The following is a 25,112-nucleotide window of genomic DNA, read 5'->3' on the forward strand; positions in this document are numbered from 1 at the left end:
TCAAACATTCCTTTCTTTATCAGATGACTTTTCTTTTGTCAATATGTTGTAAAATAATCTTAGCTTGTTTTTCACTCTTTCGTTTATATCACTCATCTTATGACCTGTCAATATTTCCATACCTTCATCTATCGTATTTACAGTATATATGTGAAATTTTCCACTCTTGCATGCGTCTATTACTTCATCGTCCAAAACAAGGTTTATTGCATTCTGCTCTGGGATTATGACGCCTTGCCTTCCTGTAAGTCCTTTCACTTTGCATAATTTGAAAAATCCTTCAATCTTATGTGTTACGCCTCCTACAGGCTGTATGACTCCAAATTGATTGACAGAACCAGTTACAGCTATGTCCTGTCTAATGGGAATATCTGATAAGCTTGAAAGCAGCCCATAAAGCTCTGTGCTGGAAGCACTGTCACCTTCTACGCCTTCATATAGCTGCTCAAAGCATATTCTGGCCGATAAAGTAAGGGGAAAATCCAAAGCATACCTATTGCCTATAAATCCCGTTATTATCATTATGCCTTTGTCGTGAATGTGACCACTCATTTTGGTTTCTCTTTCGATGTTTACCACACCTTCTTCGCCCGGGTAAGTGGTAACCGTTATCCTGGAAGGCTTTCCAAATTGGTAATCACCTAAATTTATGACAGAAAGCCCATTTACAATCCCAACTTTTTCACCATCTACATCCATCAAAAAAGTTCCATCTTTAAAATATTCCATATACTTTTCCTCTATCATGTTGACACGCTTTATCTTTTCCTTTATAGCCTTTTCTACATTATGAGCCGTGACAGCTTTGCTTCCTTCTATTTCCGCCCAGATATTTGATTCATATAAAATCTCAACAATATCATTAAACTGTGTAGATAATTTGTTTTGGTCTTCCGATATCCTTGTTGAATACTCAATGACTTTTGCCACTCCTGTTTTGTGAAAAGGCCTTAAATTGTCTTCAATACAATGTTTCTTTATAAAAGAAGCCATTTTTAAGATGCTTTCTTCGTTTAAATCCATCACGTCGTTGAAATCAACTTTAACTTTAAAAAGCTTTTTAAAATCATCATCGTAATTATATAAAATATAGTATAAATACGGAGTTCCTATGAGTATTACCTTGACATTTAAGTCAATTGGCTCAGGTTTTAGTGATGATATGGACAAAAGGCCGTAAGACGACGCAACATTTTCTATTGCTATTTTATCCGTCTTTAGCGTACGCTTAATGGCATCCCATACGTACGGATACGTCAAGACATCCTTAGCCTGTAAAATAAGATATCCTCCATTTGCCTTGTGAAGAGCCCCTGCTTTAATCTTCGTAAAATCAGTAATCGCCACTCCAAAATCGCTTTCGTATTCAATGTTTCCTAATACATTGTTGTAGTTGGGATTGTACTCCACCACAACAGGCGCACCATTTGTATTGCTGTTATCTACAAAAAGATTTACACTGTACTTTTTGAAAACATCTTTTTTGTTCTTTCGCATGATAAATGGAAATTGATTGTCTTCATCATCATCGCTTCTGAAACTGTCGATGTTTTCTAATATATCTCTTTGAAGGCTGTCAAGATATCTCGATACACCGTCATATTCCGCATATTTATTTCTTAAATCATCGATCAAATGTCCAACAGCTATAAGTCCTACGCTATTGTCAAGCTCGTGAACAGCATCCCTTGTTTCTTTATCTATACTTTGTATATCCTTCCATATCTGCAGTGCCTTTTCTTCAAAATTTGCCGCTTTAGCTTCTATCTCTTTTCTTTTCTCATCGTCTAATAGCTCGTATTCTTCATTGCTTATCTGTTTACCGTCTACAACAGGTATACTTACTATACCAGTTTTTGTCTCTTTAAGCACAAAGCCAAAATTTTTTGCCAAATCGTTTAGTTCTTGGATCAATTGATTTTTTCTGTCTTGAAATTTCTTCACAATTTCATTTTTTTGCAAATCGTATGCTTTTGAATTAAATGCCTTAGGGATTTCTCTTTGAAGCTGCTCCACAAAATCTCTCATGTCGTTTTTAAATCTCTTGCCATCACCTGGTCTTAAATTTATAGCAATTGGCTGTGACGGTTTATCAAAATTAAACACGTACACCCAATCATCTGGCACTTTTTCTGAAGATGCGATTTTAGAAACACTGCTTATGGCAAAGCTGGATTTTCCAGTACCAGTAATCCCAGTAATAAATATGTTGTATCCTTTCTGTTTGATTCTTAAACCAAACTCCATGGCATCTTTAGCTCTTTCCTGCCCTATGAGATCTTTCAAAGGTTCCACATCATCCGTCGTTTCAAAACCAAGCAAATCTGGATCTATATGCTTTTTAAGACTTTCTGGTGTTAATTCCCTCATTCAAAGCCCTCCTTTTATAAATAAGAATTCGACATAGACTCTTTTTTCCCTTCTTTTACATAAATGATCGCTTAATTATATGAGAGGAATTACTTATAAATAATTAGCTGAAGGATATCCTTCAGCCTAATATCAATCTATCTTGCCATCTTTTTCATCCATTTGTTTTTCAGCGTATTTAATCATCTTTTTAACCATGTTACCACCAATTTTTCCAACTTCTCTGGTAGTCATATTTTCATAACCACGCCTTTCAATGTCATCATCAAGGTGTAATTCTTCGGCAACTTCTTCTTTTAATGAGTCAAGCTCGTCTTCAGCCTTTTCATACAATTTCTTTCTCTTTGACATAGAAAAAACACCTCCGCTTTTATTTTTCCTCCAGCGAAGGTATATATCCAAACTTATATATTTGTCAAAACTTATATTTCTTTTATTGCCTCAGTAGGGCAACCATCTATGGAATCACGGCAAGCCTGTTCTTCGCCTTCAGGCACTTCATCGACTATTGCCTGCGATTTGCCTTCGTCATTCCAGTCAAAAACCGCTGGACACGTGTCGATGCACAGGCCACAAGCTATACACAAATCTTGATCTACATATACCTTCATATATTTACCTCCTATGCTATTTTATACATCTAATATATCATATTTTTGCAAAAAACAAAATATTTATTTTATTATATAGTAACACGCTTCCAAATCATCTTCCGCTGCATTTACAATACTGTTTTTTAATTTATCAATAGTTTCTTCATTTACTTTAGCGCCTTTGTCGCCTAAAATCCGCGACACCACCATTTGACTGGCCATTGATTCTTTGTACCTTTCCACAAAATCTATTATCTCACTTATCTCTTTTTCTCTGTCCATAAAAACACCTCCTAAATATTTAGTTTCTAAAAAAAAACTTTTATTATACAAAAAAAGACCTAAACGGTCTTAAATGTACAAAAGCGATTCTTTCAAAAAGTTATTTAACAATGTTTTGTCATTTGCGCTTAGCTCCTTTATATATTTGTGGAATATATTAACCTTCTCAAAAACTTTCCTGCTTTCACTGGACAAATGATAGTCGATGTAGAATCCAATCACGATTCCAACAAACAAAATCACAGGCGCTTCACTGCCATTAATGTTTATGGAATTTTTTATATTTTCAATTACTGTTACATCAAGTGTCTTAATCTGCAAAAGCAACGTTGTCAAGGCATAAGCACAAAACTTAAGAGGCTTTAAAGCAGCTTTTTTTTCGTTCATAAAATCGTCAACTGATATGGAATCATCATTTTTTTTGATCACATTCAATAAGACTTCTTTTACACTGTTCCACTCATGTATACTGCTTTTATTTACCACATCATAAGCACTTTCATTAGGCATGTAAACCAATATGGATCTACCTATAGATTTATCCTCACCAATAAAATACTGCCGCTTCACATATCCCAGTTCTTCTAGTTCTGTCAACATATCATAGGCAGTCCATTTGCTTATGCCCATAAAACTTGCAACGTCAGCATAGTGTACAGGAGCTTTATCCTTGTCATAAAGCTTTATAAGCGTTTCCAAAAAGTCTACCTTTCTTTTCGTTAAAGGCACACAAACACCCCATTTCTCTCACATATAATAGGGTATTTTGCCTTTGCAGTCAAGCTTCTTTTTTGGCAGATGTCTTTGAATTCCAGATATCATCCGCTACTTCTCCCCATCTTTCTGCAACTTCCTTTAAATCACTGTACAAATTTTCAATATGTGATGCATCGCTGTTTTCCGTGTGCCTTGCGTTGGATTCTCTCACTATATTTAAAAGCTCTTCTGGGTTGTCTATAAGTGGACATGGCCTCAAATGATTTTGATTAAACGGCATCCTCTTTCTGTAAGCTTTCATAATAGGAGACATAAGGGCTTCCTTCAGACTTACGTCATTTATGTTGACATTAGCATAATGGATGAAAGCACATGGCTCAACATCGCCTGCTGCATTTATATGGAGATACCTCTTGCCTCCTGCTATGCATCCCCCACTAAATTCTCCGTCATTCCAAAAGTCGATTGCAAACAGCTCTTTCGTAGCTCTTATATAGTTTATCCTTTCATAAGCGTATTTTCTTTGTTCAGGCGATACCATGAATTTTACATCAGGATCTTTTCCAACAGGAATGTAAGTAAAGTACCATGCAAAGTAAGCACCTTTGTCTATCATCATATCTACAAACTCATCACTGAATATTTCTTCAATATTAGTTTTAGTGTATGTAGCAGAGTAACCGAATAATACCCCATTTTCTCTCATAAGATCCATGGCTTTCATCACTTTATCGAAAGTGCCTTTGCCTCTTATCTCATCATTTTTGTCTTTTAAGCCGTTAATGCTTACTGCAAATGTTATATTGCCCACTCTTTTTACTTCTTTTATCATGTCTTCATCTATAAGCGTACCATTTGTAAAGAGATGAAATACCTGATTCTTATGATTTTCAGCAAGCTTTATTATGTCTTTCATCCTGACGGTCGGCTCACCGCCAGATAGAACTATAAAGTAAACTCCCAGTTCTTCTGCTTCTTTGCATATTCTATCCATCGTCTCAAATGATAGATTGTGTGGATTGTACTTTCCTGCCCAACAGCCTACACAATTTAGATTGCATGCTTCAGTGGGATCCATAAGTATCGCCCACGGAACATTGGCATCTAATTTTTGTTCCCACTCTTGCTGTTTCGGAATACCTTTAAGGCTTGCGTTTACAAGGAAGTTTATCATGAGCGTCTTTAAGATGTTCTTGTCAATGTTTTTTATCCCTTTTACTGTAAACTTATACCAGTTGCTGTCCTTGTCGTCTAAAAACGATTTTACACTTTCTATTTGCTGTCTGTGATTCGGCAATACCGCTATTTTTGACATTAGATTGGCCATTGCTTGAAGGTTTTTCTCTGGATCTTTGTCGATGTAATTGATAAGAGCTCCAACAACAGGATCGATGATGTTCATAACATCCCCTCCTTATACCAATAAATTTAAAATTACCAAAAAGACCAAAATTCTTCTTAAAAAAATATTAGCACTAATAATATATTAATTCAATACCTTTTTAGAACTTTTTACACATCCAAACAACTTCCTCCAATGAATTCTTTCATCAAAGAATTTGGAGGTATGGGAGATTCATCTTCTAAATTTACAAAGTAACTCAATATCTCTAAAAGCTCCTGTGCAATTGAAAAAGCCTTGCTATCTTTATTTATTTCTTTTAAAAGTGGTTCAGCGTATTTCTTTATAACAGGCAGTTCATATGGAAGCGAAGAATTAAACATGATATCTGCATCTTCTTGGTACGGGAAAATATAGTTTTCCTCACCTTTTCTTACGGAAGGCCACATAAGAATTGTCTCCTCGGCATCACTGGAGCGGAACTGATTATCTCTCACAATCCTTCTTAAAAGTCGAGTCTCGGTAGTAGATATTCTGTTGTGTTCATCAAGGTTTAACTGTGTCAAAGCGCTTATGTATATCCTGTACTTGCTGTCTTTTGGTATATCCTTTGTGAGCTTTTCGTTTAAACCGTGTATTCCTTCTACAAGAATTATCTGATTTCTGTCAAGTTTAGCCTTTCTCCCTGCTTTTTCTCTTTCTCCTTTTTTGAAATTGAAAATCGGAAGCTCTACTTCTTCACCTTGCATAAGCTTTATTATGTGATCATTAAAAAGCTCTAAATCTAAAGCATCGATCGTTTCAAAATTGTAGTTGCCAAATTCGTCTTTTGGCGTCAATTCTCTTGGCAAAAAATAATTGTCAAGTGATATTGGCAGCGGTTTTAATCCATTTACTCTAAGCTGAACACTTAATCTGTGGACAAATGACGTCTTACCAGATGATGAAGGACCAGCAATAAGGACCAACTTTATCATTTTATTTTGATATATGTGATCTGCTATAGTGGCAATCTTCTTTTCATGAAGCGCTTCCGATATTAAGACAAGCTCTCTACCATTTCCGCTTTTAATCATATCATTTAAAGACGCTACATATCCTATATTAAGTATATTTGCCCATTCCTCAGCTTCTTTAAATACAGATGCCAATTTAGGAACATCTTCAAATACAGGAAGCACATCTGGACTTTTTGGTTCAGGAAATAAAAGTATTACTCCTGGAAAATAGAGTATAAGATCAAACAGCTTTAAATATCCTGTAGATGGAACACATGGGCTGTAGAAAAAATCTACAACATCTTCGCAAAAGTAAACAGGGATTTTTTCTTTATCGCTGTATTTAAAAAGACTTACTTTTTCTTCTAAGCCTTCTTTCGAGAATAGATTTACAGCACTTTCTTTGTCTAAATACTTTTTTATTATCGGATAATCTGCATCTATTATCTCTCTCATCCTATGCTTTATATCATGCACAATTTTATTGTTCACAGTAGAACCATGAATTTCGCAGTACAAACCTTTACCTAAAGAGTGCTCAATTGTAACCTTTGAAGTCGGCAAAATATCTTTAACTGCTTTAATCAAAACAAACGTAAGGCTTCTTCTATATACCATCATCCCTTCTTCTGTTGACATATCGACAAATTGTATCTCGCAGTCCCTGTCTATCTTTGTAGACAAATCAACCATGAGATTATCCACTTTTGCTGCAACTATCCTATACTTATGGTTGTCTTTAAACTGCTCTGATATTTCTTCCAGCGTCACATGATCTGGAAAAGTACAGACAGCACCTTCTACATTTAGATTCATAAAATCACCTCACCATAAATTATAATACAAATGAAGAGATTTTTAAATCTGTGTATAAAAAAACCGGCAATTGCCGGTTTTTTACATCCAATCTATCCCGCGAAGCCGTTCGGCTATGTTTTCAAGCCCGCTTCTAAAGTGGGTATCCTGTCAATTACTTCTGAAGTCCCTTAAAACGTGGGCTTTTCATACGTAATTGAACCCAAATTCCCGTTGTCATGGTGTTGGTTGAAAACAAATTCACCGTAACTAAACTCCTCAGGACCATCTTGTTGATTACAGTATATACCTAAATGCTTTTCATTGCAATAGTAGATTGCTGGAAAAAACAAAATTATCTTTTAATGTTAAAGACGCCAAGTGCTGCATCAAGTCCAACTCTCTTGCTTTCAGGTACCGTCTGGAAAAATATTTCCACACCATAATTTTCTTCAAGTTTTAAAAGTGATTCCGTCTCTTCTTTGTTAAGACTTACAGTCGGTATTATGAATTTCCTGTCGGCGCTTTTTGCTATACCGCCAATGTTTAGCTTCTTTATAGGCAGTCCTTTTTCAATTGTGTCTTTGACTGTTTTTATATTTTTAAACAATAATATAACTTTAAATCCGTCGTAATGATCTTTTTCCCACAATTTTATTGAATCATCGACGGTCAATATCATCAATGTAATATTAGCAGTAGATGCAGACATGATGTAAATATTTTTCATGAATTCATCCTTTGCTAATTGGTCATCAATGACAAATATTGAGTCGCAATTATACCCTTTTACCCATTTTGTCATAACTTGACCATGTATAAGTCTATCATCTATTCTGGCAAAAATGATTTCTCCCATAATGATCATCCTTTCTCATTATTTAAAATAGAGGTTTAGCTAAATCACCTTTAAAGGCAATTAAGCTAAACCATGAATATTATAAAAGTCCTGTAAAGCCTAAAACCGCAAATATGACTATTAGCCACAAAAGCACTTTCACTATTTTTAAACCTTTTCTTGAGAAATACCAGTATACAAGCATAACTGTCAGTAGTGGTAACAACCCAGGTAATACTTTGTCTAAAATATCTTGTAAGACGAATTGTTTTCCTGACAAAGTCCATTTTAACGATGTATTTACTGTCACATAAGAAGCCGCCAAAATTCCCATCATAAAAGTACCTAAAACAGATAATCCATCAATGATTTTTCTAATTCTTACACCGCTTACAATTTCAACGACTGCAGAACGTCCAAGCCTGTATCCCAATTCAGTAAAATAATATCCATATGTGAATGTCAATGCAACAAACAATATCCAAGGAAGAAGAGCTCCCAATGCACTGCCAGCTTTTGCCCACGGTAGGAATATGCCTATCAAAATATACTGCACCGTACCTGAATCTATTGCGTCGCCTATGCCCGCCAAAGGTCCCATCAATCCAACTTTCGTACTATTTATGATCTCTGGATCAACTGCTTCATCGATTTTGCCTTCATTTAGCTTTTTAGCCCTTTCCTCCTCCAATGATGCCATTATTCCAAGTATTGTGCCACCGCCCCATACTGCTTGCGTATTGTAAAACAAAAGATGCCTTTTATACGCTTCTTTAAGATCCTCATTCTTTTTGTATATTTTCCTTAAAATAGGCATTAACCCAAACAAAAGTGAGGGTGCCAACATTCTATCAAATGTATGAGGTATTTCATTGGCGTACCACCATCTAAACCATCCTAAAAGCAAATCTTTTCTTGTGATTTTTTTGCTGCTGTCATCAATTTTTGCTGAATTTACACTGTTTTTCACTTTTACATCTTCCATGCCACTTACCTCCTTCAAATTTGTTGGCTATCTGCTTCTTTGCTTGTAAACATAACGTAGAGATATGCCATTATTCCTCCTAAGACAGCATACGTCACAGTATTTACATTTAACGATTTTAGTATGACAGCCATAAAGTATGCCAAGAGGAAAAATACGACAAATTTTCTCTTGCCTATAACTGTAAGTGTCAATGCAACTCCTAATGCAGGTAATCCTCCACCTATCACCGTCAAAACATGGAATAGCTTGCCGGCTGTGACTGTTTTTATCAACGCCGCTATCAAAGGAGTACCTTTGTAAAGTGCTATAAATATGGCTGGGAAGAACAATACAAGGCTTACTAAAATAGGCAAAACAATTATTGTCAATGTCAAACCTCTATCGTTTAATTCTTCTGCATACTTATCTGTAAGTCGTAATACAAACGTATTCAAAAGGAATCTAAAAGAATACAAATATGACCCTAATAGTCCTACAGGCACTGCGATTGCAATTGCTGCTGATGGATCAAGATGTGCCATAACCGCAACCGGAACTGCTATAGAAGCCGCAACTGCTGGCTCACTTGGCAATGTTCCACCAGGTGCGATTAACCCCATGTAGATTAACTGTATGGCAGCAGTGACTACCATTGCTTCCGGTACATTGTGCATGACGATACCTACTACAAGACCTGTCATCAAAGGCGTGAAGCGAAGCATCAATGTTGAATAACCAAGAGCACGTGCCTCGACTATAGCCACCCATAAAGCAATGATTGCAGCTTGTGATGCACTAATACTTACATGCATATAAAGTCCTCCTTTTTTTATTAAGTTTTTATATTTAAAGATAACTCTTTAAAGAGCCATCTTTATTGCAGTGTATAAATTTACTTGTTGAGTATTTCTTTATTCATGTTTCTAATCCCTTCAATTCCCGACTTATAACACATATCAGCTAATGTATCAACATCATAGCTATGCCTTGACGATAATGCTTCAATAAGCATAGGTAAATTTACTCCTGTCAAATAATTAAAGGTCAATTCCTTTAAGTTGGCTGATGTCACATTAAAAGGACTTCCCCCAAACATATCTGTCAAGACCAACACACCTTCTCCTTCATCAAGATCAATGATGCCTTGCCTTACTTTATCTTTTAGTTTTAAAACATCATCACCTTCATTTAGTCCCAAACACATAACTTTTTCTTGTTTTCCCAATATTAACTCAGCACTTTTTAATAATTCCTTACCAAACTCACCGTGTGTTACAACCAATATCCCTATCAAGATCATCATCCTTTCAAAATGCGATGTTTTATCTTTCATAAATTCTATAATGCAAAAATCATGCCATGAAAATGACCTATCTGCAAATGAATGTCTCTTAGGAGAAAAAAACATCATTTTCAAAATGTGTGCCATGAAAACACTTCTTCATGTAAATGTTTTTATTCAATTAAATGTGTGTCATGTTCCTAAGTTCAAGTGTGTCAATATATGTGTCAATCATCTCAGCCACATATGCATACTCACTATCTGGAATCTCTATTCCAAAAAGATTCTCCACAGCCTCAAAATGCTTCTTTATCAATTGAAATGAACCATTTTTGCGGCTTTTTATCACATCTAAATCGTTATTTGGCAAATAATCCTTTCTAATCCCCCTCTCTATCAAACAAGCACAGTGAAATAAAAATTTTATCCATATCTCATCCTCTACTTTTTTATCTTTCTCATTAAGAATATCATTTAAAATCCCTTTTAAGACAGGATAAACCTTATCAGGATTTAAAAAATTCAATGTCTGGGCTAAAAGGTCTTTTAAATTTTTTTCGTATAGCGAAATATTGTTGGCATCAGATGTAATATCGCTTGCATTGCCATCACCACTTAACAATGGATGCAAAGATATTATCTCATCTACAAGCTTGTCTATATCCATATCTGGAGTCAAAGCCTTTCTTGTAGCTTCAAGCACTAATGGAGTACTGACCATTTCAATAGTCCTGGTTTTTATACCAGTTTTTTCGGTAATAATGTCAGAAAAAGTCCTAAGAAGCCCCATATCTACAAGAATCAGTACACCTTTACCTTGATCAATCTCTTTTATCATATTGATAGCTTTATTAAGAGTCACCTCCGGTTTTTCTTCCAACGGCATATCCAAAGCCTTTACATGATCAGTGCCAAGAAGTCTATTGGTTACTTCCGCAATACTGCTTGCAGTGCTATTTCCATGTGCCATAACTAATATACCAATCTTGCTGCTATTCTTTCCATACTGCAACGCCTGCAAAAACATCGCTATAAAAGCTGTCTCATCTTCGGGGATATTCATATTCAATTTTTCTTCAAGCCTCTCTTTTATGACATTTGCAGCACTATAAGCGGATTTATAACTTCTTGCTATACTTTCTCTATCAGGATGCGAAATAGCAATTCCTACTTTAAGCCTCTCAATCATTGTTTTTATGTGAAATGACAATAGATAAATTGCTTTCTGAGTTATTACTCCATCAAAGCTTTCACGAACGGCATTAAAAGCATATTCCACAGCAGTCAATATATACGGATCAACAAACTTAAACAAAACACTTCTGTTTACGCCGTCAGTATTCTGTTCTATTGGATATAGATAATTTTTATAGTACAATTGTATCTGATTTTCTATGTTTTCCCTTATGTGCTCTGATGACATCCCTTGTCTGTTAAATTTTTCCCAGTTATCCATTATGAAGTCATACAAATCATCATCTGCACTGTAGGAACTTTTTAGAAAATTAATGTTCAATTTATCTTTTACGCCTACGGTGTTTTTGCTAAATACTATATCTCCATTATTGCTTATTTCCTTGAATACAATCTCATCCCTCAAATTGTGAATTTTCAAAAGGCCTTCTTTTGCATTTTGCGGTAATGTTGATAACGAGACCTCTACCATCTCTTTTTCCTCAATTATATAATCCAAAAATGCTCTTGCACAAATTAACTTTATATCACTTTTCAATTGTCCAATATTGCCTGGACAATCATAAAGCATTATTGCTTTTAACGCATCATTTTCTAATTTAATAGGTACATTTAGTCTTTCGTATTCCTCATAAAAGAACTGATATATGAATAAAAAGCGCTCAATCAACGTTCTTTTGTCAAGACTTGGCAATTGAATTACCATCGGAATACGCCTTAAGAAAGTGTGAAGCAAAGCCGAATGAGGATTTTCAGTTGTTGCTGCAATAATCAGAACTTTTACACTTCTAACATTTTCAGTCTCACCAAGTCGTCTGTATTTCCCATTGTCAATAAGCGTGAATAGCATTTCCTGCCCTTCCGGTGGCATGCGGTGAATTTCGTCTAAAAACAATATACCGCCATCAGCTTCTTCAATGAGGCCTCTTTTTTCTTTATCTGCTCCAGTAAAAGCACCTTTAATATGTCCGAATAATTGAGACATAAGCAATTGTGGATTTTGAGCATAGTCAGCACAATTAAACACTACAAAAGGAGAATTGCTTTTAAAAACTTTAGCTTCTACGCCAAACTTGTACATCATTTCGGCAAATGTGGACTTCCCAACCCCTGTAGGGCCAATTATCAGCGTATGAAGCCCATTTGGAGGATACAATATGGCTGCTTTTGCTTTTGAAATTTGTTCTTTTAAGCTACTTTTGGCACCGATGATATTATCAAGTATGCTTTCAGAATATTTATTGTTGATCTTTTTAGCATTAATAAATTTATTGTGATTATTTTGACTAAGTTGAAATGATTCTCTTTTCAATATTCCTACGCTTGTTAATGTATTCACAAAATCTTTTCTATCTTCAAAAACAGACTTAGTAAAACGATAACTGAATTTTTCCTTAAAATATAATTTATCTAAATACAGAACTGGCTTGCCTTTTATTTTTATCGCTTTTCCTGATTTTAATAGCCTGTTAAGTTCCCTGCTGGTATTGCTTCTGGAGATGTTTAATAACTTTCCTATATATAAAGCGTCATAGCCCAAAGGACTATTAAAATCGTTAAGATTTAAAGATTCCGTCAGCTCCTTTAGTTTTTTATAAACTTTATCGCTTCTTTTTATGGTTTCATTACTTTTGAAATCCATTACCTGTACCAGCTCCTTTTACATTTAATATAAACAGTGCTTTAAAATTTCAAATAAAATATTAAGAAATCAAATGCAGGATTTTCAAAAATGATATTAAAATTCTAACACCAGTAATAATTTTATTCAATCTGAAATTTTTGCTGATTTCTTTTAAAAACTACGATTATAACCAGATTTAAACCAGATAACAAATTTTTTGCATTTTATCGTTTTAGTTTTTAGCACATTATGCATATACAAATTTAGGCTCCTTGCCTTCTAAAACGCTTTTAAGGCCCTCTACAGCCATCATATTCATCCTATTTATGGCATCTTCTGTAGATGCACCGCAATGTGGAGAAAGTATCACATTTTCCAGTTTAATCAATTTGCTATTATATGGAGGCTCTATTTCAAATACGTCTAATGCCGCACCAGCCAATCTTTTTTGCTTTAAAGCTTCGTACAAAGCTTCCTCATTTATAAGTTCTCCACGTGAAGTGTTGATTATATATGCAGTGGTTTTAATCATTTCTAGTTCTTCTCTATCTATAAAATGATGCATGCTTTCTGTAAACGGTATGTGAAGTGTTATATAGTCTGAATTTTTTAGTAAAGTCTGCGAGTCAACATATTCCATCCCTATCTCTTTTGCAAATTCATAGTCAGGAAACATGTCATAGCCCAATATTCTCATGTCAAATCCTGTAGCCCTTTTGGCAACACTTTTGCCGATATTTCCCGTGCCGATTATGCCAATGACTTTTCCATATACTTCCCTGCCAATGACTTTATCCCATCTATTATCTCTTACGATTTTATCCATCTTAAATAGTTGCCTGCTAAGTTCCAATATCATCGTAAACACTAAATCAGCAACAGATTCTTTATTAGCACCAGGCGTGTAAGTTATCTTTATGCCTAACTTTTTGGCGTATTCTATATCAATATTATCCAACCCAACACCGTACTTTGTGATAACCTTTAAATTTTTAGCATTATCTAAAATTCCTCTGTTTATTTTATCAACTCCTACAATGATGCCGTCAACGTCTTGAATAAGCTCATTTAATTCATTTTCCTCAAATGGTCTTCCTGTCTCATTCATTAGAACTTCGTAATCATTAAGCATTTCAATTATATCATTTTTCTTATGGCACAAAGATCTCGGTGTTATCAAAATCTTACCTTTCATTGGCTCTCTCCTCCCATCAAGATTGTAATTTAGACGAGACAATCTTCCCCCATATATAATGATGCAAATTTGATGCCAATGTTGCAACGCACAGCAAAATAAACCCTTAGCCTAATATAAAAAATGTGTGCAGTAAAACACATTGCAAGAAATTTATTTAGATGTGATTCAAATGTGTGTCAACTAAAATGATTAAGTGTGTGAAATTAAAAGGAAGGTTATAAGCCCTTCCTTCTTAAAAAGACACAAATTTCGTTTTTTCTGCTCCACAGACGGGACACTTCTCAGGTATAGGTCCTACTGTTGTATAACCGCAAACACTGCATATATGTACTTCATTAAATCCTACGTCTTTCCCCATATCTACTGATAGTTTTGCTTCTTTGAAAAGATCAGCGTGGATTTTTTCCGCTTCTCTTGCCCATGTAAATGACTTTAAAGCTTCCTGTTCCTGTTGAAATTCTGCTGTGGCAATATACGTCGCATACATCTCGTTTACTTCAAAAAGCTCTCCGCTTATGGCTTTACCTAAATTGTTAGACGTATTTCCTATACCGAATCCAGCCATTGATGGCACTAAAAAATCTCCTTCAATATCTCTATGTGCTTTAAAATGATTTCCTGCATGAACTTCCTCTGCATACGCTATGGCATTAAAAAGTTTTGATACGTTTTTGAAGCCTTCTTGCATGGCAATTTTACCCCACGATTTGTACCGTTGATATGCCATGCTTTCCCCGCCAAATGCAGAGCGCAGATTTGCTGCCGTCATATTATTTTTCATAAATACACCCTTTCTTTATGAGTTTGTCTATATTTTTTATCAAATTTGTTATTTTATACAATACATCATCATCTGTATGAACGTATATATCATTTTTTTCATAAATTGTATTGGGGGTTATATCATGGTTAATATAAAAAGTATATTAAATATGGCAAAAAAACTATTTAAAAGAAACAAAGGATACGACAAAATAACGTTAAGGTTGTACGGCCTTGATGTGGAGGTAAAAAGGAAGACAAACATAGATGTACCACATGAGGTCACAGTAGTTGTACCCAGAGTGGAGTTTAGAAAAAAAATAAAAGACGGTGAAGAAGACGTAGAAATAATCATGAACAGCATCACTGTGGTTCATTCACCACGCCACAAAGAGCTTGGTACATCTTCTCAACCGCCAAACATCCCTAAAAGGATCAACCGTGAATAAGAGCCGGAAGACATCTTACGCAGACTTGCTTTATCTCTCCTTTGTATTTATACGTCAAAATTGGCGCATCATCATCGCTGTTGCCACAATATGAACATCTATCTTTGTCAATGGTAGCCTTGTGCTTCAATGCAGCTTCTTCGTTAAAAGGCATTGCTTCCCTTTCTTCAATAGACAAAGCGCCTGTTGGACACACATTCAAGCATACACCTGCGCCATCGCAAAGCTCCTCGCTTATAACTTTGGCTTTCCCATTTACTAAAACTATTGCACTTTCAACACATGGTGAAATGCAAAGTCCGCATCCATTGCACTTTTCTTCATCGATCTTTACTATCTTTCTTCTTACCATTTGATAACCTCCATTCATTTTTGTCCAATATATACTATACAACAAAAACAGCACAAAATTTGTGATAAATATCACAGATTTCGAAATTAATCTTTTATAGAATGCAATACAGAATCTAAAAAATGCAAATTTATATTGCCGTTAACTATCTTATAAGATTTATAGCTATTTATGTTATTATACCAATTAAAAAAGAATAAATGGTAAGTTTTAGCAGTGTCTACGGCAACATCAATATACTTATCATTGGTCACACTTATTCCGATTCTTTCATCTTTTTTATTGGTATAAAAAACAATATCGTAAGAATAATTGTTTGTACTAGTATATTTGCCATTATATTGCACAAGTTTAAATTGCTTTAAATACGCTACCAAGTCATTTATTGTCTTTACATCATTGGTACTTTTTATGATACTACTTTTATCATTGTCATTATTTTTGGCCAACATAGCCGAAACGATTTTTGAATTGTGGAAGTTACTTAAAACCAGCGAATTAAACGACCCTATTCTAAAGTAGTCTAAGTAAAGATGAATTGCAAGAAGTATACAGAGAAAAAAAGCTACAGTATATCTAATCTTAGGCATTCTAAACTCTGGATATTTAAAAGAAATAATCGAATATATTATAACTATTACAGAAATTAGTATCATGAGCAACTAAATCGACCCCCTTTAAACCTTTTTAACTATATATTTATGACTAATAGTCTTATTGATTTCTGAGCACTCATTAAGTCTGTAAAAACTATCTTAGCGCATTCTGCCACTCTTTTGGCAATGGATAACTTTTAGTAAATGCTTGACCATGATATACCGGTATTATACCAGCTTCGACAGCGGGCTTTAACGGAACATGCTGTGCAATTATCACAGAACCTGGCGGTATATCTCCAAACATCGGTATTGGACTCCAATATCTACCATTAGGAGGCAAATATAAAAAGACAACACCCTGTAATGTTATATATAAAAATTTATCATTGGCTCCATTGTTTATAGATTTAGGATCGGTTTTGTCTGTTTCAGTGTAGATGTATTTTTTCCATGCTTTAGGCATTTCCCATGAAGTAAATGAATTTGATTTGGTACCCATATCCTCCCAAACATGTCCGTAAATATCGGAACCTACAACTGGTATTTGTGACATATCAAAAGCTGGGTTTATTTTCAATTGTTTTAAAATTTCTTTTTGTGATATTGGGTTCTCCATATCGACGCTTTGTATATTTTCAGATGATACTACACTGCCATTGCCATCATAAATGCTTGTATGTCTTGTTAACATTTGAGATAACAGTATGCCAACTATCATTCCTGCTACAAATATCATTATACTTTTTACTTTCATACAAGACCCCTCTTTAATGATTTTGAAAATTCTTCACTCAAATACATTGCATATACGAACTTTGTTCTATATAATACGATTAATATATGAAATTAAATATTTTGTTTTTATCCAGTGAAATAACACTGATTGTGTTTTTCCCCCATTGTATCATTGAATTTTGCATTGATATATCTTTCTCTGAAATTTCACCTATTGTATTTATCTTATGAGTTTTTATTTCATAAAGTTTTAAAAAATGACTGCCATTAGGACCATTTATTTCTGCTGACGGCAAAAAAGCAAACTCATCTTCATTATTGGGGTTAAATGAAATTCTCATCATGCTTTCTTTTTTTGATTCATCATACCATAATATACTGCTTTTATTTGTGTCAGTATCGACAATGACACTAATTGGAACGTTTTGAGAAAACTCTAAAATGATGTATTTCCCTGACGGAGAAGCAGTCATATAATTAATGCCATTAAACAAATCGTACTTCAACGCGTATGAAATTAAATCGACAGTCTTTACGACATTATCTTTTACATAACTAAGCTTTATATAACTTTTATCACCATCATGACTTTCTTTTAAATCACCATTTTCAACAAATAAGAATTGATTCACCCAAGCGGATAAGTGATTACCATTGTATGTAATAAGCTGTGGAATATGTTGGTTAATCTGTGTAGCATCCATACTCTCGCTATTATTTTTTACAGTATTTGAAATTTGAGCCTTTTGCAATTTACTACGGTCACCTTCACTCATTTTGTTTCCGCATCCATTTAAAAATATTGTCAAAACCAACAAGCCGATAAAAAATCTTTTCACGTGCACACCCTCCCCAAAATCTTTAACCAATATTATACATCTAATTAATCTGTTAAATATTACATAATCTGCTAATCGATTAATCCCTTACCTGTATCTGTCCAACGCCATTCTGCAAATATACGCTCTGATAGAGGATTAAAAATATCAGCGGATTCAGTAGTAGAATGTGTAAGTACATAAAAGTATCTTTTATTATAGTATCCTAAAGCAATAGTTCCGTAGATTCCATTATATTGAAGTATTGCCCATTTACGTATCTTTTGATTTTCGTTGAGATTATATTTGTTTGAAAGGTTTTTTATTAATTCTATTGCAGCATTTTTTTCTGTATTTTTAGGATAGTAAAAAATTTGAATATAATTATAATCGTGTAAAACTTGTCCGTCTTTTGATGTTTCATAAATTCGAATAACAGTACTGCCATCACTTGAATTACTTAATTGAGTTTTCATAGACTCTGGAATGTATGTTGAAAAACCTGGCGATAATTTTGAACAATCAAAAAGTTTATAGGAGACTTTGTAATCTATTCCTTCCTCTCTAATTAGTTCTTGTTTGGTAGGTGGCATTTTATTCAAATTTTTAAGATTGTCTAAATTTGTTTGTGATGCAGTGTCAGTACTTTTACTAATTATCTTGTAAGGTTTATTTGAATTTACATTATTGTTTTTAACATCAGTAATTCCGCATCCATTTAAAAATAAAGTTAAAATCAGTATGCTTGCAAAGATCTTTTTCATGCATATAACCCTCCTACAAAAACCTTTAACAATAGATTTTTTCTAAATCATTTATATTTTCAGGTTTTAATTTACAAATATATGCTTATTTTCATCATACGCGTATATATTTGTTGACCAAGTGTTCCCACCATCATTTGTCACATAAGTCACAGTGTGATTTTCAGCTTTGCCATCATTTGTTCTATAAAAATCGACATCTAATGTCCCATTTTTATCGTCTTTAAATACAGGTACTGAAGCCGACAAGATACAATACTTTTCATAGCCTTGTGGTGTAGGAACTGAAACTTTACTCCACGTATTGCCGCCATCAACTGTTTTATACAAGATTACATCTGCTGATATCGGATTTGATACACCTATCCATCCATTATCTGTACCATAAAATATCATATCAGTTGATGTTCCTACAATTGGTAAACCAGAATAAGGATCTGATGAAGTAACATTGACTTTTTGCCATGTCTTACCTCCATCATTTGTTTTGAGTAAATACTTAATTTGCTGTTCCACTGCGCTATCAGATACAACCAAAAGCCATCCTGTATTTTGCGTTACAAATTGGATTTTCGAAATGCTTTGTGATAACTGCGGCAGTTTATAACTTAGTTTGTTCCACGTTTTGCCTCCGTCTGTTGTCTTAATCACATACAATGTAGTATCACTATTATTTATCCATGAAATCCAACCATTATTAGAGTCCAAAAAATATGGGACAACATTTTCTACATAAACGTCACTATATGCATCTTTTGGAAAAACGTTTATAGGTAAATTTATTTCAGTCCATGAATTACCTCTATCTGTTGACTTGAAAATCTGTAGATTCTCTAATGTTTTATGATTGTTTTTAAAAGACCATTTCCACATAATATCAGATTCATTTGCCTTTGAAAAGCTCTTAGACATTGTAGTATTTGAGCTAATTGTAGTATTCTGTTTTCCACCAATTCCACACCCAGTTAAAAATAAAGCTAAAATTAAAAGGTAAGCTAAAAATCTTTTCATGTGATGATCCTCCCTCACAATTTCTAGTACTATTATACATCTAATTGAACTGTCAAATATTACATAAACATTAAAAATGATTAAGAAAAATTTAAATTTTAAATGGCAAAGGTTGTATTTTAAAAATAAAATACTCTTTTCTATATAGAAGGGTAGTAAATCGGCCGATGAATTCCTTCTTAAAAAACTAACGAAAGTGAGGTAAAAAAATGGGTAATGGAATTCATACAGCAACAAATGTATCAAACGCTTTAACATGTTTAAAAAATCAAGGTAAAACCTTTATAGGACGTTACTTTGCAGTTACAAATACATGGAAAGCTTTAACAGCAAATGAAGTACAAAAAATCTCTTCAGCAGGGTTATATATCGTATCTATATGGGAGGATGGTCCTGCCAATAGTCCTAGTTATTTTACGTATAATCAGGGAAAATTAGATGGAGATAATGCATTCAATTATGCCGCTGATTTAGAGCAAAGTGCTGATACTCCTATATACTTTGCAGTTGATTTTGATGCTACTACGACCCAAAAGCAAAGTATTTTGGATTATTTTAAAGGAATTAATGATGGATACCTTCAGTATATTTACGAACGCCAAAAGGCTGGCGAACAAGTTGTACATTATAAAATTGGTGTTTATGGAAGTTATGATGTACTAACATGGTGCAAAGATCAAGGAATTGCAACTTACTTTTTCCAAGCATATGCGCCAGGTTGGAGTGATGGCAGAAATACAAATCCATGGTCCGGATATCATTTAAGGCAGACAGCTTCAAATCAAACACTTTGTTCAATAAATGTAGATCTAGACATATCAAATGGTGCAGCTGGAGGATGGAAATTATAATAGAATATAACGAAAAAGAGAAGGCTTTATAATAAATTTATCGCCTTCTCTTCTTCTTTTAAAAAAGATTTTCCCATGAAAATCCACCATTTTTACTGTAATATAAATTTGTACCCAATTGTGATTTAACTAAAGCCCACCCATTTTTAGAATCTACAAATTGTATTTGTACTGTATTCTTAGGGATGTTAACTTTATTCCACGTTTTACCGTTGTCATTTGTGATAAACAATACATTGTTTATTAAAACATTCCAATTATTTTTATCTACTAAATTTATCTCAATCGGTTTTTCTTTCGTTGAAAATGACGATACTTCTTTCCATGTTGAACCATTATCACTACTGTCTATAAAAATTATTCGGTAGTCGTTATGCTTAATATCGTAAATACAAACTGGTAAAATTACGATAGTTTCTTTTTCATAATCAAAAAATTTAGGAGAATAAAATAAAATGCTATCATCTCTGAATTCCGAAAGTAATGGTATGTTTTTTTTATTCCATGTATAACCACTATCACTGCTTAGATACAAACCATATTTCCCTGGTATGCGATACTCTACTGTGATAATGCCATTCTTAGCATCAGATAAAAAAATGAAAGATGCCTTTTCTCCTTCAAATGAAATTGAATTATCATCTTTTAACGAATTATTTGAAATTTCCCTTTTGCTTATTAGAACCCATTTGCTATTTATTAATTTATACACATCAACAGGATTGTCTCCAGATGCCGGTCCATATTCTTTTAACATCCAACCTCTTAATCCATCTTTATTTTGAAGAAAAAATAATTTACCCATTGTAAAAGGAACTTTAGAACCAACCCAACTTTTGCCTTTATTTCTGGTCTCATATAAAGTTCCATCTGAATAAAGCACCCAAGAATAATTTTCGTTTAAAAAGTACCATGAAAAAATGTTATTTTTAGTGGCAGGTGATACATCAATCCATGTCTTACCCTTATCGCTAGTAATATAAATTTTATTTTTTTCTAAAGCCCATCCATTGTATTGTGTCATCATTTTAATATACTGAAAATCATATGTTTGCTTAGCATTGTTATTCTTTACAATACTATTAGTTTTACTTTCACATCCATTCATTAAAAATAATGTTAAAATTAATAAACTGATAAAAAATTTTTTCATGTAATCTTCCTCCTACTTAAAACTTTTAACAATATTATACAACTAATCATCTCATTAATTATTACGCAAATATTACAAATGATTAAAAATTATTAAAATAAATTACATTAATTTAAAATTATGTTATAATATGCACAAAATGATAGATTTTAATTTTAAAATTATGGGTAAAACAGGGCAAATAAATTGTTAAGCCCTGTTTTTACTTTCTTACCTATATGATTGTTTTTCCTAAAAACTACAATTAATGGGTTGTATTTTTTAAAATCATGTACTCTTTAATAGATAAAAGGAAAATAGATAATTTTAAACTTTTCCTTTAATGGAGGTGTTGAAGTTGCAAGAGTTTTTCAATTATACATCTCTTAGCACGTTGGCAGGTAATGTTGCAGCAACAATCCTCATAGTCCAATTTATAAAAAAGTTAAAATTAATAAAGAAAATTCCAACACAGCTGCTTGTCCTTATTATCTCATTCTCCATCATTACATTTGCATCGGTTGTAACTGGTAAATTTTCTTTTAAGGACATCCCCCTGTATTTATTAAATTCTATATTGGCTGCATCTTCATCTATAGGTACTTATAATACTATTAATAGCAAAAATGGAAAAAAATCTAAAAGAGTTGATTAACGATATAAATACAGGGGATAAAGATGCACTGTGGGAGCTAATTCAGAGATTTAAGCCATTGATAAATAAATATAAAAGAAAATTGGGCTATGACGGTGCAGAAGAAGACATAATTTTATGGCTTGTAAAAACTGTTAAAAAGTATAAAAAAGGTGAGAAGAATGATAAATTTTGATGATAATAAAATTATAGCTTATATAGCTGAAGGCATGAAAAATGAATATATAAGACTCTCAAAAAAGAATGTAAAAATAAAAGAAAATGAATTTCTTACTCTTGATGATAAAGAAATTATAGTTGATAATTTTGAATATGAAAATATAGAGAATAAAATCTTTGTACAAGAGGTTTTGAATAAGCTTACACCACTACAAAAAATGATAATACTGGAGACAATCATATATGGAAAAAAAGAAATAGATATAGCAGCCAAATTGAATATATCACAGCAAGCGGTAAGCAAGACGAAAAAGAAAGCTTTAGAAAAAATGAGAAAATTTTTAGAAAAAAACTATTGAAAATTGGTTGTTAAATTCAATATAAAGCACTCTTTCATAATATAGAAGGGTAAATCGGCCGATGAATTCCTTCTGAAAAAATAAAAAAGGAAGGAGATATTTATGTCAATTCCAAGAGATTATACAATATATGCTAATTTTTATACAAACAGAGACTATAAAGGCAATTTGACTTTGAGAGATTCTAATGGGTTTATAGTTTTTGGTCCTGTAGAATGTTTAGGTAGAGGCACAAGTGATGCAAACAATAATTATGATCATGCAAATTGGATGCTAATTGATGCAGATACACCTACAGGAACATACTATACATCAATTGGATCAATACTTTCCCCATTAAACTCTTATGGACCTAATCCTATAATAGAGTTAGATCCAGTTGGTGGTAATGCTCTGTTAGCTGCTAATAATGGTAGAAGTGGTTTTCTTATTCATGGTGGAGATCCAGATACAAATGCAAATGATATATGGTATCCTTTGAGGCCAACATATGGATGTATAAGACTATCAAATAATAATCAACAAGCATTAATTGCAAAAATAAAAAGTATATCTATAGAAGGATTAGGTATTTTATACGTAAATAATAGTCTATAATTGCAAAAGGCAGGGCAACCTGCCTTTACTTCCATATAATAGATCTCTCGCTAAATGATTTTATATCTTCGGAATTTAATTTATTGACAACTGAATATTTACCATTTTTTAAATCAATAATACATAGTTCAAAATTGCTATTCTTTTCGCCTATAAAAGCAATGCGATCACCATCGCTATTCCAAAAAATCTTCGCAATATTAAAATAAGGAACATGAAAATTTTTATAAACATTATTTTCAGCATCGTACAAATATACTCCACCTTTACCTATAGTACCGGATGTAAAAGCTAATTCATCATGGTTAGGAGACCAACTTCCATTAGTCGCGCCTCCATATCTATCACCAAATTTAATAAACTTTCCATCATTAACCTGAATTATTATGCTATCAGTATCTTCAGGTAAATTAAAATTAACGTATATGAATTTGTTGTCATAAGACAGAGATACAGATTTTACATCAGCAACACTTGTAATTTTGTAATCTTTCATTATTACATAATTTGTTAAATCAAATTTTTTAATCTCACTTTTTGTGTTTAATTTTACAAATATATGTTTATTTTCATCATACGCGTATACATTTGTTGACCAAGAATTTCCTCCGTCATTTGTCACATAAGTCACAGTATGATTTTCAGATTTGCCATCATTTGTTCTATAAAAATCGATATTTAATGTTCCATTTTTATCATCTTTAAATATAGGCACTGAAGCCGAAATAATACAATACTTTTCAAAGCTTTGTGGTGTAGGAACTGAAACTTTACTCCACGTATTGCCTCCATCCCCTGTTTTATACAAGATTACATCTGCTGATATCGGATTTGAAACGCCTATCCATCCATTATCTGCACCATAAAATATCATGTCAGTTGATGTTCCTACAAGTGGTAAACCTGAATAAGAATCTGATGAAGTAACATTAATTTTTTCCCATGTCTTTCCGCCGTCATTTGTTCTAAATAAATATTTTATTTGCTGTTCCGCTGCGCCATCAGACACTGCTAAAAGCCAACCTGTATTTGGTGTTACAAATTGGATTTTCGAAATGCTTTGTGATAACTGCGGGAGTTTATAACTTAGTTTGTTCCACGTTTTGCCTCCATCTGTTGTTTTAAGAATATACAATGACTCATCATTATTATTTATCCATGAAATCCAAACATTGTCAGAGTCTAAAAAATATGGGACAACATTTTCTACATAAACGTTACTATATACATCTTTTGATAAAATGTCTATAGGTAAATTTATTTGAGTCCATGAATTACCTCCATCCAATGATTTGAAAATCTGCAAATTCTCTAATGTATTTTGGTCATTTTTAAAAGACCATTTCCACCTGATATCAGATACATTTGTTTTTAAAGAACTATTAGATATTGTATTTTGACTAATTGTATTGCTTTGTTTGACCCCAATTCCACATCCAGTTAAAAATAAAGCTAAAATTAATAAGCCAACTAAAAATTTTTTCATGTGATCATCCTCCCTTGTAATTCCTAACAACATTATACATCTAATCAATTTGTCAAATATTACATAAACATTAAAAATGATTAAGTAAAACTCAACCACCACCTGCTAAAGCAGGTGGGTTGGATATGCCGCTTAAGCAGCTTAAAACTCGCCTAAAGTAAAATTATCATTCTTTTGATTTTC

General features: G+C 33.2%; 28 protein-coding genes and 1 other RNA gene. 6 read left to right on the top strand and 23 right to left on the bottom strand.

Going from position 1 to position 25,112, the window contains the following annotated elements; all coding sequences use genetic code 11:
* From HNR52_RS06555 to HNR52_RS06625, 15 genes are all read right to left on the bottom strand, one after another.
* A complete protein-coding gene (locus HNR52_RS06555) occupies positions 1-2,370 on the bottom strand; it encodes a Lon protease family protein (protein ID WP_013787594.1) in 2,370 nt (789 codons plus the stop codon).
* A gap of 132 nt (positions 2,371-2,502) precedes the next feature.
* The gene (locus HNR52_RS06560; protein WP_435620036.1) at positions 2,503-2,721 is read right to left on the bottom strand and encodes an alpha/beta-type small acid-soluble spore protein; all 219 of its coding nucleotides are present in this window, start codon (positions 2,719-2,721) and stop codon (positions 2,503-2,505) included.
* A gap of 71 nt (positions 2,722-2,792) precedes the next feature.
* The gene (locus HNR52_RS06565; protein WP_013787592.1) at positions 2,793-2,981 is read right to left on the bottom strand and encodes a ferredoxin; all 189 of its coding nucleotides are present in this window, start codon (positions 2,979-2,981) and stop codon (positions 2,793-2,795) included.
* A gap of 63 nt (positions 2,982-3,044) precedes the next feature.
* Complete coding sequence (locus HNR52_RS06570; protein WP_013787591.1) at positions 3,045-3,245, bottom strand: hypothetical protein; 201 nt, start codon at positions 3,243-3,245, stop codon at positions 3,045-3,047.
* 69 nt (positions 3,246-3,314) lie between these two features.
* Positions 3,315-3,974, bottom strand: coding sequence for a helix-turn-helix domain-containing protein (locus HNR52_RS06575; protein ID WP_013787590.1), 660 nt, complete (start codon positions 3,972-3,974; stop codon positions 3,315-3,317).
* A gap of 49 nt (positions 3,975-4,023) precedes the next feature.
* A complete protein-coding gene (locus HNR52_RS06580; protein WP_435620037.1) occupies positions 4,024-5,364 on the bottom strand; it encodes a radical SAM/SPASM domain-containing protein in 1,341 nt (446 codons plus the stop codon).
* Between the two features lie 110 nt (positions 5,365-5,474).
* Positions 5,475-7,118 (bottom strand): nucleoside kinase, encoded by a 1,644-nt coding sequence (locus tag HNR52_RS06585; protein ID WP_435620038.1) that lies wholly within the window; start codon positions 7,116-7,118, stop codon positions 5,475-5,477.
* 90 nt (positions 7,119-7,208) lie between these two features.
* Positions 7,209-7,386, bottom strand: a non-coding RNA gene (gene ssrS / locus HNR52_RS06590) — 6S RNA.
* Positions 7,387-7,452: 66 nt separating this feature from the next.
* Positions 7,453-7,956 (bottom strand): PTS sugar transporter subunit IIB, encoded by a 504-nt coding sequence (locus HNR52_RS06595; RefSeq protein ID WP_435620039.1) that lies wholly within the window; start codon positions 7,954-7,956, stop codon positions 7,453-7,455.
* Between the two features lie 79 nt (positions 7,957-8,035).
* The gene (locus HNR52_RS06600) at positions 8,036-8,920 is read right to left on the bottom strand and encodes a PTS system mannose/fructose/sorbose family transporter subunit IID (RefSeq protein WP_435620040.1); all 885 of its coding nucleotides are present in this window, start codon (positions 8,918-8,920) and stop codon (positions 8,036-8,038) included.
* Positions 8,921-8,934: 14 nt separating this feature from the next.
* Positions 8,935-9,714 (bottom strand): PTS mannose/fructose/sorbose/N-acetylgalactosamine transporter subunit IIC, encoded by a 780-nt coding sequence (locus HNR52_RS06605; protein ID WP_435620041.1) that lies wholly within the window; start codon positions 9,712-9,714, stop codon positions 8,935-8,937.
* Between the two features lie 80 nt (positions 9,715-9,794).
* Positions 9,795-10,313, bottom strand: coding sequence for a PTS sugar transporter subunit IIA (locus HNR52_RS06610; RefSeq protein WP_435620042.1), 519 nt, complete (start codon positions 10,311-10,313; stop codon positions 9,795-9,797).
* 52 nt (positions 10,314-10,365) lie between these two features.
* Positions 10,366-13,020 carry a sigma-54-dependent transcriptional regulator gene (locus HNR52_RS06615; RefSeq protein WP_435620043.1) on the bottom strand — a complete coding sequence of 885 codons (2,655 nt, stop codon included), beginning with the start codon at positions 13,018-13,020 and terminating at the stop codon, positions 10,366-10,368.
* Positions 13,021-13,249: 229 nt separating this feature from the next.
* The gene (locus HNR52_RS06620; protein WP_435620044.1) at positions 13,250-14,197 is read right to left on the bottom strand and encodes a phosphoglycerate dehydrogenase; all 948 of its coding nucleotides are present in this window, start codon (positions 14,195-14,197) and stop codon (positions 13,250-13,252) included.
* A 235-nt stretch (positions 14,198-14,432) separates the two neighbouring features.
* On the bottom strand, positions 14,433-14,981 hold the full coding sequence (locus tag HNR52_RS06625) for a rubrerythrin family protein (RefSeq protein ID WP_013787581.1): 549 nt from the start codon (positions 14,979-14,981) through the stop codon (positions 14,433-14,435).
* A 124-nt stretch (positions 14,982-15,105) separates the two neighbouring features.
* Between HNR52_RS06625 and HNR52_RS06630 the strand changes: the two genes are divergently transcribed.
* A complete protein-coding gene (locus HNR52_RS06630; protein ID WP_435620045.1) occupies positions 15,106-15,411 on the top strand; it encodes a hypothetical protein in 306 nt (101 codons plus the stop codon).
* Here the strand turns inward: HNR52_RS06630 and HNR52_RS06635 are convergent.
* From HNR52_RS06635 to HNR52_RS06660, 6 genes are all read right to left on the bottom strand, one after another.
* Positions 15,398-15,763 (bottom strand): ATP-binding protein, encoded by a 366-nt coding sequence (locus HNR52_RS06635; protein WP_435620046.1) that lies wholly within the window; start codon positions 15,761-15,763, stop codon positions 15,398-15,400. The genes HNR52_RS06630 and HNR52_RS06635 overlap by 14 nt on opposite strands.
* An 86-nt stretch (positions 15,764-15,849) precedes the next feature.
* Positions 15,850-16,419 carry a hypothetical protein gene (locus tag HNR52_RS06640; RefSeq protein WP_435620058.1) on the bottom strand — a complete coding sequence of 190 codons (570 nt, stop codon included), beginning with the start codon at positions 16,417-16,419 and terminating at the stop codon, positions 15,850-15,852.
* 94 nt (positions 16,420-16,513) lie between these two features.
* Positions 16,514-17,116, bottom strand: coding sequence for a hypothetical protein (locus HNR52_RS06645; protein WP_435620047.1), 603 nt, complete (start codon positions 17,114-17,116; stop codon positions 16,514-16,516).
* A 79-nt stretch (positions 17,117-17,195) separates the two neighbouring features.
* A complete protein-coding gene (locus HNR52_RS06650) occupies positions 17,196-17,936 on the bottom strand; it encodes a hypothetical protein (RefSeq protein WP_013787575.1) in 741 nt (246 codons plus the stop codon).
* Between the two features lie 71 nt (positions 17,937-18,007).
* A complete protein-coding gene (locus HNR52_RS06655; protein WP_435620048.1) occupies positions 18,008-18,679 on the bottom strand; it encodes a hypothetical protein in 672 nt (223 codons plus the stop codon).
* A gap of 66 nt (positions 18,680-18,745) precedes the next feature.
* A complete protein-coding gene (locus tag HNR52_RS06660; protein ID WP_435620049.1) occupies positions 18,746-19,690 on the bottom strand; it encodes a YCF48-related protein in 945 nt (314 codons plus the stop codon).
* A 209-nt stretch (positions 19,691-19,899) separates the two neighbouring features.
* Between HNR52_RS06660 and HNR52_RS06665 the strand changes: the two genes are divergently transcribed.
* Entirely contained in the window at positions 19,900-20,541 is a 642-nt protein-coding gene (locus HNR52_RS06665) for a DUF1906 domain-containing protein (protein ID WP_435620050.1), read from the top strand.
* Between the two features lie 58 nt (positions 20,542-20,599).
* On the opposite strand, the gene HNR52_RS06670 is transcribed toward HNR52_RS06665, so the two are convergent.
* Positions 20,600-21,694, bottom strand: coding sequence for a VPS10 domain-containing protein (locus tag HNR52_RS06670; RefSeq protein WP_435620051.1), 1,095 nt, complete (start codon positions 21,692-21,694; stop codon positions 20,600-20,602).
* 373 nt (positions 21,695-22,067) lie between these two features.
* Between HNR52_RS06670 and HNR52_RS06675 the strand changes: the two genes are divergently transcribed.
* The 4 genes from HNR52_RS06675 (at position 22,068) to HNR52_RS06690 (ending at position 23,443) form a co-directional block, all read left to right on the top strand.
* A complete protein-coding gene (locus HNR52_RS06675) occupies positions 22,068-22,328 on the top strand; it encodes a hypothetical protein (RefSeq protein ID WP_435620052.1) in 261 nt (86 codons plus the stop codon).
* Positions 22,300-22,503, top strand: coding sequence for a hypothetical protein (locus tag HNR52_RS06680; protein WP_435620053.1), 204 nt, complete (start codon positions 22,300-22,302; stop codon positions 22,501-22,503). Before HNR52_RS06675 ends, HNR52_RS06680 begins: the two co-directional genes overlap by 29 nt.
* Positions 22,490-22,846: a sigma-70 family RNA polymerase sigma factor gene (locus HNR52_RS06685; RefSeq protein WP_435620054.1), complete on the top strand. Its 357-nt coding sequence runs from the start codon at positions 22,490-22,492 to the stop codon at positions 22,844-22,846. Before HNR52_RS06680 ends, HNR52_RS06685 begins: the two co-directional genes overlap by 14 nt.
* A 102-nt stretch (positions 22,847-22,948) precedes the next feature.
* Positions 22,949-23,443, top strand: coding sequence for a L,D-transpeptidase (locus HNR52_RS06690; RefSeq protein ID WP_435620055.1), 495 nt, complete (start codon positions 22,949-22,951; stop codon positions 23,441-23,443).
* Between the two features lie 25 nt (positions 23,444-23,468).
* Here the strand turns inward: HNR52_RS06690 and HNR52_RS06695 are convergent, their stop codons facing one another.
* On the bottom strand, positions 23,469-24,929 hold the full coding sequence (locus tag HNR52_RS06695; RefSeq protein WP_303265216.1) for a hypothetical protein: 1,461 nt from the start codon (positions 24,927-24,929) through the stop codon (positions 23,469-23,471).
* Between the last annotated feature and the right edge of the window lie 183 nt (positions 24,930-25,112).

Origin of the sequence: Thermoanaerobacterium thermosulfurigenes (assembly GCF_051201035.1) — a bacterium.
Taxonomy (GTDB): Bacteria; Bacillota; Thermoanaerobacteria; order Thermoanaerobacterales; family Thermoanaerobacteraceae; genus Thermoanaerobacterium; species Thermoanaerobacterium thermosulfurigenes.

Excerpts from the sequence above, each read along its gene's own strand:
- HNR52_RS06620 (WP_435620044.1), bottom strand. The coding sequence starts at position 14,197 with ATGAAAGGTAAGATTTTGATAACACCGAGATCTTTGTGCCATAAGAAA.
- HNR52_RS06615 (WP_435620043.1), bottom strand. The coding sequence starts at position 13,020 with ATGGATTTCAAAAGTAATGAAACCATAAAAAGAAGCGATAAAGTTTAT.
- HNR52_RS06635 (WP_435620046.1), bottom strand. The coding sequence starts at position 15,763 with ATGGTAAGAAGAAAGATAGTAAAGATCGATGAAGAAAAGTGCAATGGA.
- HNR52_RS06610 (WP_435620042.1), bottom strand. The coding sequence starts at position 10,313 with ATGATGTTTTTTTCTCCTAAGAGACATTCATTTGCAGATAGGTCATTT.
- HNR52_RS06605 (WP_435620041.1), bottom strand. The coding sequence starts at position 9,714 with ATGCATGTAAGTATTAGTGCATCACAAGCTGCAATCATTGCTTTATGG.
- HNR52_RS06560 (WP_435620036.1), bottom strand. The coding sequence starts at position 2,721 with ATGTCAAAGAGAAAGAAATTGTATGAAAAGGCTGAAGACGAGCTTGAC.
- HNR52_RS06640 (WP_435620058.1), bottom strand. The coding sequence starts at position 16,419 with ATGATACTAATTTCTGTAATAGTTATAATATATTCGATTATTTCTTTT.
- HNR52_RS06625 (WP_013787581.1), bottom strand. The coding sequence starts at position 14,981 with ATGAAAAATAATATGACGGCAGCAAATCTGCGCTCTGCATTTGGCGGG.
- HNR52_RS06580 (WP_435620037.1), bottom strand. The coding sequence starts at position 5,364 with ATGAACATCATCGATCCTGTTGTTGGAGCTCTTATCAATTACATCGAC.
- HNR52_RS06680 (WP_435620053.1), top strand. The coding sequence starts at position 22,300 with ATGGAAAAAAATCTAAAAGAGTTGATTAACGATATAAATACAGGGGAT.
- HNR52_RS06565 (WP_013787592.1), bottom strand. The coding sequence starts at position 2,981 with ATGAAGGTATATGTAGATCAAGATTTGTGTATAGCTTGTGGCCTGTGC.
- HNR52_RS06600 (WP_435620040.1), bottom strand. The coding sequence starts at position 8,920 with ATGGAAGATGTAAAAGTGAAAAACAGTGTAAATTCAGCAAAAATTGAT.
- HNR52_RS06595 (WP_435620039.1), bottom strand. The coding sequence starts at position 7,956 with ATGGGAGAAATCATTTTTGCCAGAATAGATGATAGACTTATACATGGT.
- HNR52_RS06555 (WP_013787594.1), bottom strand. The coding sequence starts at position 2,370 with ATGAGGGAATTAACACCAGAAAGTCTTAAAAAGCATATAGATCCAGAT.
- HNR52_RS06630 (WP_435620045.1), top strand. The coding sequence starts at position 15,106 with ATGGTTAATATAAAAAGTATATTAAATATGGCAAAAAAACTATTTAAA.
- HNR52_RS06645 (WP_435620047.1), bottom strand. The coding sequence starts at position 17,116 with ATGAAAGTAAAAAGTATAATGATATTTGTAGCAGGAATGATAGTTGGC.
- HNR52_RS06570 (WP_013787591.1), bottom strand. The coding sequence starts at position 3,245 with ATGGACAGAGAAAAAGAGATAAGTGAGATAATAGATTTTGTGGAAAGG.
- HNR52_RS06685 (WP_435620054.1), top strand. The coding sequence starts at position 22,490 with ATGATAAATTTTGATGATAATAAAATTATAGCTTATATAGCTGAAGGC.
- HNR52_RS06660 (WP_435620049.1), bottom strand. The coding sequence starts at position 19,690 with ATGAAAAGATTTTTAGCTTACCTTTTAATTTTAGCTTTATTTTTAACT.
- HNR52_RS06665 (WP_435620050.1), top strand. The coding sequence starts at position 19,900 with ATGGGTAATGGAATTCATACAGCAACAAATGTATCAAACGCTTTAACA.
- HNR52_RS06670 (WP_435620051.1), bottom strand. The coding sequence starts at position 21,694 with ATGAAAAAATTTTTTATCAGTTTATTAATTTTAACATTATTTTTAATG.
- HNR52_RS06695 (WP_303265216.1), bottom strand. The coding sequence starts at position 24,929 with ATGAAAAAATTTTTAGTTGGCTTATTAATTTTAGCTTTATTTTTAACT.
- HNR52_RS06690 (WP_435620055.1), top strand. The coding sequence starts at position 22,949 with ATGTCAATTCCAAGAGATTATACAATATATGCTAATTTTTATACAAAC.
- HNR52_RS06585 (WP_435620038.1), bottom strand. The coding sequence starts at position 7,118 with ATGAATCTAAATGTAGAAGGTGCTGTCTGTACTTTTCCAGATCATGTG.
- HNR52_RS06655 (WP_435620048.1), bottom strand. The coding sequence starts at position 18,679 with ATGAAAAAGATCTTTGCAAGCATACTGATTTTAACTTTATTTTTAAAT.